Origin of the sequence: Pseudomonas cedrina subsp. cedrina (assembly GCF_001983175.1) — a bacterium.
GTDB lineage: Bacteria > Pseudomonadota > Gammaproteobacteria > Pseudomonadales > Pseudomonadaceae > Aquipseudomonas > Aquipseudomonas cedrina.
The window spans coordinates 258,979-272,838 of record NZ_MNPW01000003.1 but is presented as its reverse complement, the minus strand read 5'-3'; the positions used below and the strand labels follow the sequence as shown (position 1 = coordinate 272,838).

Sequence of the window (13,860 nt, the reverse complement as noted above, 5' to 3'; positions counted from 1 at the left end):
GTGGGGGGCTTTGCTCAGCGTTAAGCGTTGCATCAGCGAGCGCTGCCCCGCGCAGCTTTGCTTTCATATGTCTACCCCCATCATTCCCTGGATGGGCGGCAAACGCCGCCTAGCCGACCGTCTTATGCCTCTCTTCCCACCCCACGAATGCTACGTCGAAGTCTTTGCCGGCGGCGCCGCACTTTATTTCATGCGCCCCCAGGCTGCGCCCGTTGAGGTCCTCAACGACATCAACGGCGACCTGGTGACGCTGTACCGCGTCGTGCAGAACCACTTGGAAGAATTCGTGCGCCAGTTCAAATGGGCGCTCAGCTCCCGCCAGGTGTTCGAGTGGCAGAAAATGACCCGCCCCGAAACCCTCACCGACATCCAACGCGCCGCGCGATTCTTCTACCTGCAGCATCATGCCTTTGCCGGTAAGGTGACCGGACAAACGTTCGGTACTGCGACCACGGGTCCGGCCATCAACCTGCTGCGGATCGAGGAGAATCTCTCGGCAGCGTGGCAGCGGTTGTCAGGCACCTACGTTGAGAACCTTCCTTGGTTGGACTGCGCTGAGCGCTACGACCGTGCACACACCTTTCACTACATGGACCCGCCTTACTGGCAGACCGCCGGCTATGGCGTCGACTTCCCGTTTGAGAATTACGAGCGCATGGCTGACTTCATGCGGCGCTGCAAAGGGAAGGTGATGGTGAGCATCAACGATCACCCGGATATTCGCAGGGTGTTCGAGGGATTTAACTTCGAAACCGTAGACATCCGGTACAGCTCCGCCAATCAACGGCAGGTTAAAGCGGATGTCAGCGGTGAGCTGGTGATTATGAATTGGGAGCCCGCTGCGTTGGGCGGGTTGTTCTGAGGGGCCCTGGCATTTTCCGTGAACATTGCGAAATCACTGGTGGTAGGCTTTGCTGGAGGCCTGCTGCCAACTCTCTTTGGATTGATCCTGATTCCCGTCTAATCCTGACAGAGAGCCCACCCCTATGAATCCTCGCCGTGCTGCATCCCTTCGTCCTGGACAATTCAAACACCTGATCCGCGTAGCCTCTGTCACTGGCCGCATGCCGGAGCGTGATGTGATGTTGTTGTGGCTCACGCACACCACCGGCATTCGTGTCACCGAGTTGGCCTTGCTGGAGATTGGCGACGTGCTGTATGCCAGCGGTGCTATCAAGCCCGAGGTCGACTTGCGCGCAGACATCACCAAGGCTGTCGGCCGCGAAACGTGTATCTGACTCATGCTCGATGCCTTGCCGCTCTTGATGCGTGGTTTGACGTGCGCGCTCGGCGCCGCTGGGGGCTTTCAGGCATAGATGAGTATCGAGGATTTCGGCTAGGCTCAAAGCTGGTCATGACACACAAAGGGCAAGCCTTTGAACTGGCATTCAAACATCGCCAACTGGACAGCGGGCCGGACGTGTACCGAGCCTGTGATTCACTGCAGCAAACTATCAGCAGGTTATACCGACAAGCGGGTATCAAACAGGGCTCCTCGCATAGTGGCAGGAGCTCGCTTGCTGCAAAAGTCTTGGCCGCCACCGGCGATGTCGAGATAGTGCAGACCATGCTAGGGCATGCATGCTTGGATCACAGCAAGCCTTACCTAACGGTGGATATGCAGGCAGTTCGGCGTGCATTTGAACTTGCGCTGGCATAGTGATATCGACGACTCTTTTGTACGTTTGAATGCCATGGATAGCAAAACGCGAGGAATCAGAGTTGAAATTAGGAAACGAAATACCAGTTGATGCTACTGCCGCTCGGGTGATTTCAGGCGGTGAGTCGTTTGAGTTCAGGGCGAATGAGACTGACCAGGACTCCGAGCTACCGTTACCGATAACGGCGCCGACTAAGGCTCAGTTATTGAATCCCTCGTTCAAAGACTTCACATCCATTCGGCTGGGACGGCTGGTTGTAATCGGGATTTCTGCCGACAGAAAAGCTCGATGGGTTTGTAAATGCGTATGTGGATGCTACGTACTGCGCTCCACTGCTGCGATCAAGGCTGCAGCGCCTGATGCTGCATGCACGCAGTGCTACCTGTTGGCCGTGGCCAAACGGAAGGATTTTGAGCGTCGTACTGGCCGGGAGTCTCATACGCGTTCCTTCTTGAAGTAGTTAATTGACGAGGAAATTACTTTGAGTAACGAGTTATTTATTGGGGACCTGGCTGAGAAAGGAGTGACTTTTCAGGCGACTCATGCAGGTCCATATGGAAGTAAATCTATCCCGCTGCCCGCCGAAGACGTTGTTGCTTACTCCCGTGACCCGGTTGAGTACACCGCTAAATATTACGGTGTGACAAAAAGTCAGTACCTCAGTTGGCATCGGTCTTCTTATTGCGTCTACTGTGCAGATGCCACAGTAGAAGGAAATCCCTGCCGAAATATTATTACAGGGGGGAATGCTATCGACTCACCCAGCAGATGGGTAGCTCTGCTAGGTGGTTACTGCCATGTTCATGAGAACGGCTTAGTTGAGTAGGAAAAACTCGCTACATTCACAAGCCCGCTGAGTTGCGGGCTTTGGCAGTGTCAGGATGCGGTTTTCGCGTTCTCAAGAACGAAGCAGGCTCTATGAATAGTACATATCTTGAAGCACTTGAGGAGTTTGAAACCCTCACGGGCACTCCCTACCGAGATGAGCTTTATCCAACTCCGGCATCTGTTCCTGCTGAACTGCTCGACGTTATCAGCAAAGCAAAAATCAGTCAGGCTCACGCTCAACAAATCAGCATTTCCCATCAGATGCAGCAGTTCAAGCAAGGCCATGTCGCCGTACTGCCAGAGGATAAGACGTACCTGGTGGGTGATTTTGAAGCGTGCAGGGAACAAATCGAGTTATGGAGTGCTGCACGATCAGATCGTAAAAGTAAGTAGGAAAACGCGGCGGATCTGCCGCCCAGGTACACCACAAGCCCAGCCCTCGCGCTGGGCCGAGGTCGTAGGAGAGGCATCAATATGGTGCTCGCGACGCAGTTAGGACGGGACAAGTTATTATGGCCATAAACGTGATTCCTGGGTTACCCCTGTACCTGCAGGCCATGATTGAACAGGTGAACGCCGAGGAGATTGGCTACGGTGACCGTGAGCAGCATGTGCAACAGCTCAATGAGTACCTGACCAAGGGTGATCATTCATCGGTCAAGTTCAAGGCCGGACAGATGATCGAGCGGCAGCAGCAAGCCCGCTCTCAAATGCAGCACGGTCTACCCCTGCACCTGCAGGCCATGATTGACCAAGTGAACGCCGAGGAGATTGGCTACGGTGACCGTGAGCAGCATGTGCAACAGCTCAATGAGTACCTGACCAAGGGTGATCATTCATCGGTCAAGTTCAAGGCCGGACAGATGATCGAGCGGCAGCAGCAAGCCCGCTCTCAAATGCAGCACGGTCTACCCCTGCACCTGCAGGCCATGATTGACCAAGTGAACGCCGAGGAGATTGGCTACGGTGACCGTGAGCAGCATGTGCAACAGCTCAATGAGTACCTGACCAAGGGTGATCATTCATCGGTCAAGTTCAAGGCCGGACAGATGATCGAGCGGCAGCAGCAAGCCCGCTCTCAAATGCAGCACGGTCTACCCCTGGACCTGCAGGCCATGATTGACCAGGTGAACGCCGAGGAGATTGGCTACGGTGACCGTGAGCAGCATGTGCAGCAGCTCAATGAGTACCTGACCAAGGGTGATCATTCATCGGTCAAGTTCAAGGCCGGACAGATGATCGAGCGGCAGCAGCAATACCGCTTTCAAATGCAGCATGGTCTACCCCTGGACCTGCAGGCCATGATTGACCAGGTGAACGCCGAGGAGATTGGCTACGGTGACCGTGAGCAGCATGTGCAGCAGCTCAATGAGTACCTGACCAAGGGTGATCATTCATCGGTCAAGTTCAAGGCCGGACAGATGATCGAGCGGCAGCAGCAATACCGCTTTCAAATGCAGCATGGTCTACCCCTGGACCTGCAGGCCATGATTGACCAGGTGAACGCCGAGGAGATTGGCTACTGTGACCGTGAGCAGCATGTGCAGCAGCTCAATGAGTACCTGACCAAGGGTGATCATTCATCGGTCAAGTTCAAGGCCGGACAGATGATCGAGCGGCAGCGGAATATTCATTCCCAAAATGCCAATAGGGAAGGCTCAAATTAACCTCGGAAAACGCGGTACCGCCCAAGCCCAGCCCATGCTGGGCTGGGGCCGTAAAGGGGGACGCACGTTGTGTACCCCAATTCAAGGAGAGAAATGTGAAGTACAGCATCGACTATCAGCAACTGCACGCAGGCCATCAGCGCCCTTCGGATGACGGAGATGTCGTCGGCGTAGAGTTTGAAAGTGAATCGGGTTTCGCTCTCATACCCAACGTTGGGGATTTCGTGCATGTCCCTGCCATGGAGGGGCATGTCAGCGTGAAAGGTGTCGTTAAGACGCGTCTCTTCAGCTACACCCGCGTTGGAGAACAACTTTTCTGCGGCATCAATATCGTTGTTGAAGAACGTGACGACATAAACTGGGGTGTTCTGATCAAGGAGTGATTCGGCACGCCTTGCTTAGGCGGGGCCTGACGAGAGCCGATTCAGCGAGTCGGCTACCGACAGTCACAGTCACAATGGAAAACCCCGCTCAAGCCCAGCATCGGCTTGGCAGTGGCAGTGGCAGTGGCAGTGGCAGTAGAACCAACCCCCTCCGTATCTGCAAAGGAACCCCGTCGATGAGCAACGCCCCGACTTCGCCAAACAGCTTCGAGCATTCCCGCCTGGCCGACCTGATCGCCATGCATCAGGCCATTGCAGCGCTGGGCCAGGTCACCGACCTGGCGGCCGGGCAGGCGCAGCAGGCGGCCTTGTATGCCCGCTTAGAGGCGCTGCACCCGACGCTGATCAGCGTCGAGGAGCGCGGTGCGTTCAATCTGCTGATTGGCTCCATGGCTGTCGTGCGCGCCGAGACCCTGGGCGCCAGATCAACATCCCCTCATATTTGAAAGCCAGTAACGGAAAGTCCGTTGCATCCACAAGCCCGCAGGTGTGGGCTAAGCTCATAAAGAGGGACGCTTTTCGCATCCCAGAATTGGACAGGAAAGCTCATGACCAACATCCGTGTTCGTCGTATCAGAGGCCACTATCGCGATAACGATGGTTCGCTTACCCAGGGCTCGTTGGTATTCATCGACCTTTCTGGCAAGGGAATCTGCACCGAGGATGGTAAGCAACTTCGAGCACGCCGCCTTAAGTCTTCATCCTCCACTGAATGCGACGAGCTGTACGGCTCCGAAATAGGGTTTGATTTTTTGCCTGACAAAGGTGAGTGCGAGCGGGTGGGCATCCCGGTTGATCCGGCTGAGTGATGGGAAATCTCTAGGTAATGCGCAAGCCCAGCCCCTGCTCTGGACCGAGGCCGTAGAAGAGCGAAGCTTTTCGCTCCCCAGGATCGAGCAGGGAAAATCGACTTACTTTCAGCAAACGCCATTACGAATGGAGCAACAAAATGAGCAGAACACCTAATGATGACCGTAGTGACAGCATGAACCCGAACAACGATGCTTATGACTCAAGCATGGATAATCACTCCAACCAACTCAATCCAAACAACGACGCTTATCAAAGAAACAATGATGATGACGAGCTGGATCAAGGTGATTGTTTTGAACATGGAGAGTGACAGAGTTTAATTTGAGCGGGTGGCTCGCGAACGAGCCTTTTGCACGTCGGGAATGATGCCTTTGCGCGAATTCGCGCTGTCGGCATCGTCGGCCAGGCCTCCTCTCTCATCTTCCTCAAAGACACGCAGTAGTCACGGAAACGTTGAACCGTAAGACAAAAATTTAAGGCCGTTAGAGGCGCTGCGTAGGTTCTGGAGAATTTTCGATGAATTTTTTAAAAGTAATATTGGCTGTCACTTTTTTTGCTGCTGGGCCCTCATGGGCTGGAGATTTGACTGGGCCTCAAAATAATGCGGTCAGATCAGCGAAGCAGTATCTCAGCATGACGGGCTTCTCACGGAATGGGCTTATTCATCAGCTTTCATCTGATGCTGGAGAGGGTTTCGACGTTTCTGACGCTACGAAAGCAGTGGACAGCATGAACATTGATTGGAACCAGCAGGCGGTTACGTCTGCGAAGCAGTATCTCAATATGATGGGCTTCTCGTGCAAAGGCCTCATTAAGCAACTTTCCTCAAGTGCTGGAGAAAAATACACGGTGGAACAAGCAACCTATGGGGCAAAACATGCAGATGGTTGCTAAAAACGGCGTGGTTCAAACACTAGTTACATTGGAATTATCGAATTTGCCTACAACCATCGTTCTAGGCCGTTGGGACGAAATAGCAAGAAGTTGACCAATACCATGCACCAAGCATGGTTTGCCCGCGCGGATTTGGGGCGTACCGCTGCGGACAACGTGAACCAGTAGGAAAAGTCGCCCGCTACACCCCAAGCCTCGGTCCTCAAAAGCCGGGGCCGAGGACGTAAAGGCACCGGGAAGGCCGGTAAGCCAAGAAGGAAATGAAAGAATGAAAGTCCCTTGCATCAGCAGCTTTTTGGCGGCCACTCTCCTCGCCAGCGTCTCACTGGCTGCCCAGGCAGACCAAACCCCGACCCTGTGGAAAGTGCAGGTAACGGCTAAAACCCCTGCTGGTCCTCACGAGTTTGTGTTGACCGTTCCAGACGGTGATTGCGTCAGCGCCGATGTTAAAGATGCGAGCGGGACCAAGGCCGCGCTGAAGGTCTGCATGGGTAACACGCCCGCGCCGCATACCCTTTATGGTTGGCTGATTACTGATCCTCAGGAAGCTGCAAAGAACGGCGATGCCAGATTCGAAAAGGGAGAGGCCTTCTCGGTGGGCACTGCGGGCCGATCTGTTGAAGCCGAAAGCTCGCTGTATACAGTGTCGTTTTCTAAGTCATAAGCAGACTAGCTGAGGTGCGGCTTGCAGTGAAGCCTGCGCCTTCTATCGTCCGGACTGTAGTGGTCAACTAATCCCGGACACGACGTTAAGTTTTTCCTCGGCCCGAGCCGACGCCAGCCCACCGTTGAATTGGTGAGGCCGAATCCAGTTGTAGCGATGCATCAAAAAATGGCTGATATCACGCTGTGCTTCCTGCGCAGTTCGATAGCCCAAGGTCGGTATCCACTCTGTCTTCAAGCTGCGGAATACGCGCTCCATCGGTGCGTTATCCCAGCAGTTTCCTCGTCGACTCATGCTCTGGCGCATGCGGTATCGCCACAACCGCTGGCGAAAGAGCCGGCTTGCATATTGCGATCCCTGGTCCGAGTGGAATAGCAGGTCCGAAGGCCTTCCACGCTGCTCGTAAGCCATATCCAGCGCTTTGATCACCAGCTCAGCGTCTGGCTTTTCCGACAGCGCCCAGCCCACGATCCGACGCGTACAAAGATCCAGGACGACAGCCAGGTAATGCCACTTGCCTTGCGCCCAAATGTAGGTGATATCGCCGCACCAGACTTGATTGGGCGCTGGCACGTCGAACTCGCGGTTCAATGTGTTCGGGATATCCAGCCTTTCTACTGTTGCTCGTTTGTAGGCATGGGAGCCGGGTTGTTTGCTGACTAAATCAAGCTCGCGCATCAAGCTACGCACTTTGAATCGACCGAGTTGCTCACCGTCTTCACGCATCAGCGACAGGATGCTGCGACTGCCCGCAGAGCTGCGACTTTGCGAGAACAGCTCACTGACGCGACTACGCAATCGAAGCCGTTCAACATCGGGCGTGCGGCGCCGCAGGCGCTGGGCGTAGTAACACGAGCGAGTGACGTCAAACACCTTGCACAGCCAATCAACCGGCTCATGGGCGCTCAACTGGTCAATCAGCGCGAACGCTCGTGATCTTCCGACATCAAGAGCGCGGTAGCCTTTTTTAGTATTGATTTCTCTCGCTCAAGCCGAGCGATCCGGGCCTCCAGCTCCTGAATTTTTTGCTGTTCCGGCGTCAGCGCCTTGCTCTGCGGGGTGATGCCTTTCTGTTCTTTCTGAATCTGGTCAACCCAGCGGCGCAATGCCGACTCACCAATGCCGAGTGAACGGCTGGCTTCGATGTAGCTGTAGTTTTGTTTGAGAACGAGGTCTGCGGCCTCGCGCTTGAATTCAGGAGTAAAGGAGCGGCGTTGTTTGGTCATCTGACACCTCGATCTGGCGAGCATTCTCGCCTAAATGGGTGTCCGGTTTCATTAGACCACTACAGATGTGCTCACGAGAATTGTTGGAACTGTAAATTTGCTTTTCGCAGAGGGCACAGTAGCTTGCGTTGTCCATGGCTTTTCTCGAATAGTCATTCGCGTTTCTTTGAACAATAGCACGAAGAGATAAGGGCAGGCCGGATCTTGGATGCGTTTGAGAAACCGCAATGAAACGAACGCGAGTTACGGAAAAATTAGGGCAAATTCGAGTCCGCTGTAGCTCGCTGTAAGCTGCGGCGCATCAACAATAGTGCCGGATTCAATGGCCCTGAGCGGTCCTTATGAACACGCGAAGGGGTTCGAATCCCTAGCCATCATTCGTGAGGGAGCGGCTACTTTACCCGCTGCCATTTCTAAAAAGATGTTGGGGCAAAAATGGGGCAAGCCATATGAAACTCTGTGCAACTCGAGAGCTCCGTGATTTGTCAAAAAAAACCTACAGCTGATGTTGTTGGGGCTGTAGGGCTTTTTTTCGTTAGCATTCCAACATAGTCGACGTGTTATTCAGTGTCGGCAATCTTTTCGCCATCGATGGTCATTTTTAATTGAGGTTGCCCGACCACCACGCCATCCAAATGGAGCTTTCCCCCTTCGTAGTCCACCGAGCCTTTGGCCTCCAGAGTGTAGTTATCAATGCCAACGACATTGGTGTTGCCTGACTTCCATTTCGAGATCGTGAATTGCGATTGAAATTCGCCTGAATGTGTAGGTACTTTGCCCCGGTACAGATAGTGAGCATCGCCACCATTCGCTGAGCCATCCTTCACAACCACGATTCCATCACCGTAGTCGCCTGTGTTGGCCTTGAACTTTACGTAAAAAATGCCTTGAGACATCGCGATGCTCCAGCTTGGGGTTGAGCAAATGAGGATAGGATCCAATCACCATCTCGCAAGCTTCGGGTTGTAACAAATTGCACTTGGAGGTCGTGAGCAGTTTTGATAGGGCAGCATAGGATGGCGGATGATTTAGGCTGTGTGGGGGGAGTCCACTCCGACACCTTGGGGAATCCGAATCCCCGTGCCAAGCCAAACGGTACAGCAATCTATGCCATTCAATGCCAGTATGCATCTGTGCAACTTGCTGAAATGGGCGTCGAAGCCAGCAACCACGGTATTCCCCGCCAGAATCCGTCAAATGCTCTTAAAATGCGCTTATGCTGCGTCAAAGATTTTAGCTGGTGGCTTGACTGGTTGTTTATTTGTATGCTAGTGATATTGAGTTAATGCAAATAGCGGCGCGAAAATTTCAAAAGAACATGACACTAAAGATAGTAAAATATAATCAATATTATTTAGCTGATAGATTTTTATCATGAATTTGCCTTGGCATAGCGTCTGCGTTCCGCTAGATTGTGTATCACCATAGGCGCGAGTAGCCTCTGGCTCTAAAGGAACACTGAAGGAGTAGCGCAATGAACGTATTAATTGGTTGCGAAGAGTAAGATTTCATAGCGTTGAAAAGGCCTCTATCTTATAGGGGCCTTTTTTGTGGCCTAAGTAATTTAAGGATATAAAAATTGTCAGAAAAACATGGATTTCATCAAGGGCTCTTGCTTGCTACCGCATTGATCTTATGCGTAGTCGCAGGCGTTCGGAATTATGATAGTCTTAGCCGTCTATTAATGATGCAAAACTTGAACGAATGGATTGCTTTTGGGGTATTTTCTTCTTTGTCTGCCCTTTTGATAAATCAGCTGTATGCGAAGATATATGAAAAATATCAAGAGACGCGAACAGGTCTTAAGTATATCGCGATTTCGTTTTTTGTCGTGATGGTGGCGACTTATTTAGTTTTTCGTTTTCAAGGTCAGACTGACTATCAGACATCACTTGCGCTATTTGTTTCGTCTTGCTTGCTAGGGGCCGGGTGGTGGGTTCAAGCTACGATAAGTTCAGCTGCTGCAAGGAAAGCGCACACTATCAATACCATTATGAATCAGAGGAACAGTGAGCTTTTCATTCAGACAAATGATCGTCTGACTCTGGTGTTTCCGCGCAAGAGGACTATTCCTCCAGTGTTTACTGAGTATCTTCAAGATATTAACAATAAGAAATTTAAAGATGCTAAATTTCCTGAGGAGTTTCTTCAAGGGGCAAGGGATTTGTCGTATGTATTAAACTATTATGAGTTTATTGCTGTCGGGGTTTTGGGCGGAGACTTTGATGAGAGACTCATGAAAGAGTGTTTTGTTGGTATAGTTATAGCTGTGGAGAAAAGAGCCTATTTGGTCATTCAAAGTGCTCAAAAGCAAAATGAAAAAACTTTTGAGAGCTTGGTTGCGCTGGTTGATCGATGGACCGAAGGGAAATCTTTAACTACTAGCAGCAAGAAAGGCCAGAATTTTGATGCTTTCGAAGCATATCCGGCACAAGAGGAAATTGACAAGATGATGTGTGCGGGTGGGGCGCCAGGGGCACCTCCCGGAATTGTGGATCTCCAGCTTGTAGAAACAGTATAGTTCTTAGATCAACAGATTTGACTCGGATTATTAAAAATACACCGCTGGAGATACGAAAGCTTGTTCGGCAGCCTCGCTTCTGATGTGAGGTTATTGCTTACTGTTTCCCAAGTTAGGGCGATATTCGACGCTTGCTGCGTAGGCCAATCATAAGCTTGGCTCGACGATTTCTTCGTCAGAGCCTCCGCAGTTTCTGGTCAAGCGGCGAACGCCGGGTGGGACAGAATCAGTTCCCAAACTGAAATCGTGCCCCTTGTAGAATAAGGCTTGTAGCCCGGCGGCTAACAGGGAGTTAAGGAACGCTGTTCACCCTCAACACATCGGTCCGCTTGAATTTGCCTATCGGTCTTGAAAACCGGCGAACGTTAATAGCGTTCCCAGGGTTCGAATCCCTGGTTTCCCGCCAAGATTCACACGAAAGCCTCGCGAATGCGGGGCTTTTGTGTTTCTGGGGTTTGGCAAGGTTGGTAGCATAAAGGCGGATCGTCTCCGCATCATTTCAGGCGGTTTCCGAAACTTTTTGCAAATTGCGGTCAGCGAGCGGGCTTCACGAACCTCATAGGGGAATTGGTTTTCAGTCATGCACGAATACTTCGCCCGCCGCTCACCGACAGGCATGTAGGGGGATTGGGGTTTGTTTTGTGTTGATTTACTATTGGTCAGCCAGCAATCAACGGAAGGAACCGGCCTATGAATTTCAACGAGTCGCTAAGAAGCGCCGCCCACAGTGGTGCTTTGTTAACTCTGTATTGTTTCTCTTGAAAGCTGATCCGGAGACGGCGACCTTCGGTGATTTTCTCAATGTGATTCATTCATCTTCGAAAATTGCCGTTTCCTTCATAGCAGCGGCTCTCTCGGTCGCTCTAAGATCGCTGTTTACAAGAAAATGATGGCTGCTTGGCGATGGATGTATTGCGGGGTGACGTGAGTAATCGGAGTGCAGAGCGCGATGAGAAAGCCCGGTGATCCGTTTCCAGACTGTCCAGCAGTAGTGGTAACGTCTGCGATGTAATTCCTCGAGACGGCCAAATGAATCATCAAAGACCAGCTAACGCCACAGCAACAAATGCTGGCGAGGTAAGTACTGCGCACCCGCCTATTTGGTATTACGGCCCCGAAATACCGATTATCGGAAGCAATGGTATGGGTGTTTTTGGCTTCTCTCTTGCGCTGCTTCTGCTTTTACCGGGCTATGGGCTTGGGACGCTCCTTTTCATAGGGCCGGACGTCATTCATGGTGTGAAGCCTGACCATAGTGAAAGCCTCACAGCGTCATTCTTCATTCTGTTCATGCTGGCCAGTGCAGTGCTCATTGGTGCGTTCTTTGCGTGGGTTGCCTCTGAGCCTCAAGTGCAGGCCTTCACGTTCGACGAAAATCAGCAGCTGCTGACCCTCACCATAACCCGTCGTTGTCGAAGCCCCATTGAAGTACGCGTACCGTTTAGCGAAATCATCTCCATCCGTCCTTATGTGATGAATTGGTCTGCTCATGATGGACATTTTCGCGTCGTGTATCGCGGAGCGAAGGGCAAGGTTTTTGAGCATCTTCTAGGGGACGGTACTTCTCTCGAAAATATTGAGTTTCATGGTGCGTGGTTGCGTGGGATGTTAGGAGAGCGGATGGGCGAGCTGCTAGATCTCGACGACTGAAAGCAGCCTAAAGCCAGTCTGAGCTACCGCACTATTGGTCGGCCCCGCCAGGTATTCATCAGTCATACGGCGTTCCTTGCCGGGCCATGCCCGGGCGGTGGAGTGGGGGAGTTATGCGGCGTATGCTTGGCGTTGCTCGGCGCGCCACGGGTCGTTGGCCCTGGCAAGCGCTGCCATCGGCGGCGGGCTGACGCTGTTGCCGCACATGTGCACCTGTTGGGTCTTGGTGAACGGCTTGCCGTCGGCGCCGTGGCCGATGATGTAGTCGGCCGGGAAGCCCTGGGCTTTGTACAGCTCCGTGGGTTTCAGTATGCACAGGCAGATATCGACGATCACGTAGGGCGTGCCCTGGACCATTACGGTGACCACGGCTAGGCGGTCCTTGGTGGTGATCGTCGGTGCAGGTGAGTCGCAAGCGCTGAAGCCGCCGCCGGCCGTGATCGTCGGTGCCGGGTCATCCAGGCCCTGGCCAACGCTGCCACCGAATGCCCGCTCCATGAATGCGCTGACCAAGCCGTGGTGTTGGCCGTCGGCGCTGACGGTGTGCAGCGGGTCGTTGAGATCCCGCGCATCGCAGTTGCCACGCAGATGCACCAGGTTCGCCACGGCCAACTGCTGACTGCCGGCGTTGGTGACCGTCGTCATGGGGTCGTGCATGCCCTTGGCGTGCGTGGCGTTGAATCCACCGTTTGGCCTGGATCATAACCGCGGCGCTGACGGACTGGCCGTCGCCGCTTGCGATGACGGTGCCCACCGGGCCGCAGATGTCGTTTACACCGTGGGAGCGGCGCTTGTTTGCACCGGACCCCTCGCCGACCTCACCAGGTGCAGCGACTTCACCTCTGAGTTTCACTACGCGGCCGGTTGCCTTGTCGCGCTTGGTGATGAGCCGGCCCCACTGCAGCATATGTTTCACATTATCGAGGCTAATCAACCGGGCCCGCTTCATGCTGCCCGCTTGAGGCCGATCCACGAAAGGTTGCGGATCTCGCGCTTGCGCGGCTGACCGCCGACAGCCTGAGAGTGGTGTGTGCAGTCCGGTGACATGTGGAACCAGCCCACGGCCTTGCCGCCGCACTCGGTGTCCGGGTCGCCATCAAACACTTCCGTGGTGAAGTGCTGGGCGCCTGGGTGATTGACGGTGTGCATGCTGATCGCCTGCGGGCTGTGGTTTTTCGCCACGTTCACCGCGCGGCCCAGGCCCATCTCCAAGCCGGCACCGCCACAGAAGAAGTCGACAACGATCTCATCGTCCTGAGGGTTGAAGCCGAGTCCGTATTGGGTTTTTAAATCGAAAGGGGTGTTTCTTCTATTGTGCGGACATAGGGGACCCTCGAAAGCTGGCGAAAGTCAATAAAATGAAAGGGTTTCCGAAGTATTGCGTTCTCTTGACGACGTAATCGTTTCAAATGGCAGCTTTATAGCGGCCTGATCAAAGTAAAGTTTTGAATCGGAAAGTTCTGGAATTTGCGTGGAAATACCTCATTCACAATTTCGCTCATACCCATTGAATGAAAGAGGTTGTAAATGAAGTTAATCGGACAATTGCTAGT

General features: G+C 53.1%; 13 protein-coding genes and 2 pseudogenes. 12 read left to right on the top strand and 3 right to left on the bottom strand.

Annotated elements, in window-relative coordinates; all coding sequences use genetic code 11:
- The first annotated feature begins 67 nt into the window (after positions 1-67).
- The 10 genes and pseudogenes from BLL36_RS07095 (at position 68) to BLL36_RS07055 (ending at position 6,910) form a co-directional block, all read left to right on the top strand.
- Positions 68-862 (top strand): DNA adenine methylase, encoded by a 795-nt coding sequence (locus BLL36_RS07095; RefSeq protein WP_076950758.1) that lies wholly within the window; start codon positions 68-70, stop codon positions 860-862.
- 124 nt (positions 863-986) lie between these two features.
- Positions 987-1,660: pseudogene (locus tag BLL36_RS31535) on the top strand (tyrosine-type recombinase/integrase).
- A 919-nt stretch (positions 1,661-2,579) separates the two neighbouring features.
- Complete coding sequence (locus tag BLL36_RS30375) at positions 2,580-2,882, top strand: hypothetical protein (RefSeq protein WP_130925935.1); 303 nt, start codon at positions 2,580-2,582, stop codon at positions 2,880-2,882.
- Positions 2,883-3,001: 119 nt separating this feature from the next.
- Positions 3,002-4,156, top strand: a complete 1,155-nt coding sequence (locus BLL36_RS07080) for a hypothetical protein (protein WP_076950756.1) — start codon at positions 3,002-3,004, stop codon at positions 4,154-4,156.
- Positions 4,157-4,251: 95 nt separating this feature from the next.
- Positions 4,252-4,539, top strand: a complete 288-nt coding sequence (locus BLL36_RS07075; RefSeq protein ID WP_047229944.1) for a hypothetical protein — start codon at positions 4,252-4,254, stop codon at positions 4,537-4,539.
- A 176-nt stretch (positions 4,540-4,715) separates the two neighbouring features.
- Positions 4,716-4,985 carry a hypothetical protein gene (locus BLL36_RS07070; RefSeq protein WP_076950755.1) on the top strand — a complete coding sequence of 90 codons (270 nt, stop codon included), beginning with the start codon at positions 4,716-4,718 and terminating at the stop codon, positions 4,983-4,985.
- Between the two features lie 102 nt (positions 4,986-5,087).
- Positions 5,088-5,348, top strand: coding sequence for a hypothetical protein (locus BLL36_RS07065; RefSeq protein ID WP_076950754.1), 261 nt, complete (start codon positions 5,088-5,090; stop codon positions 5,346-5,348).
- Between the two features lie 140 nt (positions 5,349-5,488).
- Complete coding sequence (locus BLL36_RS30995) at positions 5,489-5,662, top strand: hypothetical protein (RefSeq protein WP_162844267.1); 174 nt, start codon at positions 5,489-5,491, stop codon at positions 5,660-5,662.
- A gap of 206 nt (positions 5,663-5,868) precedes the next feature.
- On the top strand, positions 5,869-6,246 hold the full coding sequence (locus tag BLL36_RS07060; protein WP_076950753.1) for an Ltp family lipoprotein: 378 nt from the start codon (positions 5,869-5,871) through the stop codon (positions 6,244-6,246).
- Between the two features lie 268 nt (positions 6,247-6,514).
- Positions 6,515-6,910: a hypothetical protein gene (locus BLL36_RS07055; RefSeq protein ID WP_076950752.1), complete on the top strand. Its 396-nt coding sequence runs from the start codon at positions 6,515-6,517 to the stop codon at positions 6,908-6,910.
- A 63-nt stretch (positions 6,911-6,973) separates the two neighbouring features.
- On the opposite strand, the gene BLL36_RS07050 is transcribed toward BLL36_RS07055, so the two are convergent.
- Positions 6,974-8,136, bottom strand: a protein-coding gene (locus tag BLL36_RS07050; RefSeq protein ID WP_090220011.1) for an IS3 family transposase whose coding sequence is annotated in 2 segments (ribosomal slippage) — positions 6,974-7,881 and positions 7,881-8,136 — 1,164 coding nt in all. Because the reading frame shifts where the segments join, the coding sequence is not laid out codon by codon here.
- 560 nt (positions 8,137-8,696) lie between these two features.
- On the bottom strand, positions 8,697-9,032 hold the full coding sequence (locus BLL36_RS07040) for a GrlR family regulatory protein (protein ID WP_076950750.1): 336 nt from the start codon (positions 9,030-9,032) through the stop codon (positions 8,697-8,699).
- A gap of 683 nt (positions 9,033-9,715) precedes the next feature.
- Between BLL36_RS07040 and BLL36_RS07035 the strand changes: the two genes are divergently transcribed.
- Both BLL36_RS07035 and BLL36_RS07030 read left to right on the top strand, forming a co-directional pair.
- Entirely contained in the window at positions 9,716-10,657 is a 942-nt protein-coding gene (locus BLL36_RS07035; protein ID WP_130925937.1) for a DUF4760 domain-containing protein, read from the top strand.
- A gap of 1,029 nt (positions 10,658-11,686) precedes the next feature.
- Positions 11,687-12,307, top strand: coding sequence for a hypothetical protein (locus BLL36_RS07030; RefSeq protein ID WP_231998987.1), 621 nt, complete (start codon positions 11,687-11,689; stop codon positions 12,305-12,307).
- 111 nt (positions 12,308-12,418) lie between these two features.
- Here the strand turns inward: BLL36_RS07030 and BLL36_RS07025 are convergent.
- A pseudogene (locus tag BLL36_RS07025) lies at positions 12,419-13,630 on the bottom strand (hypothetical protein); the annotation flags it as partial.
- Between the last annotated feature and the right edge of the window lie 230 nt (positions 13,631-13,860).

Excerpts from the sequence above, each read along its gene's own strand:
- BLL36_RS07095 (WP_076950758.1), top strand. The coding sequence starts at position 68 with ATGTCTACCCCCATCATTCCCTGGATGGGCGGCAAACGCCGCCTAGCC.
- BLL36_RS30375 (WP_130925935.1), top strand. The coding sequence starts at position 2,580 with ATGAATAGTACATATCTTGAAGCACTTGAGGAGTTTGAAACCCTCACG.
- BLL36_RS07080 (WP_076950756.1), top strand. The coding sequence starts at position 3,002 with ATGGCCATAAACGTGATTCCTGGGTTACCCCTGTACCTGCAGGCCATG.
- BLL36_RS07070 (WP_076950755.1), top strand. The coding sequence starts at position 4,716 with ATGAGCAACGCCCCGACTTCGCCAAACAGCTTCGAGCATTCCCGCCTG.
- BLL36_RS07065 (WP_076950754.1), top strand. The coding sequence starts at position 5,088 with ATGACCAACATCCGTGTTCGTCGTATCAGAGGCCACTATCGCGATAAC.
- BLL36_RS30995 (WP_162844267.1), top strand. The coding sequence starts at position 5,489 with ATGAGCAGAACACCTAATGATGACCGTAGTGACAGCATGAACCCGAAC.
- BLL36_RS07060 (WP_076950753.1), top strand. The coding sequence starts at position 5,869 with ATGAATTTTTTAAAAGTAATATTGGCTGTCACTTTTTTTGCTGCTGGG.
- BLL36_RS07055 (WP_076950752.1), top strand. The coding sequence starts at position 6,515 with ATGAAAGTCCCTTGCATCAGCAGCTTTTTGGCGGCCACTCTCCTCGCC.
- BLL36_RS07040 (WP_076950750.1), bottom strand. The coding sequence starts at position 9,032 with ATGTCTCAAGGCATTTTTTACGTAAAGTTCAAGGCCAACACAGGCGAC.
- BLL36_RS07030 (WP_231998987.1), top strand. The coding sequence starts at position 11,687 with ATGAATCATCAAAGACCAGCTAACGCCACAGCAACAAATGCTGGCGAG.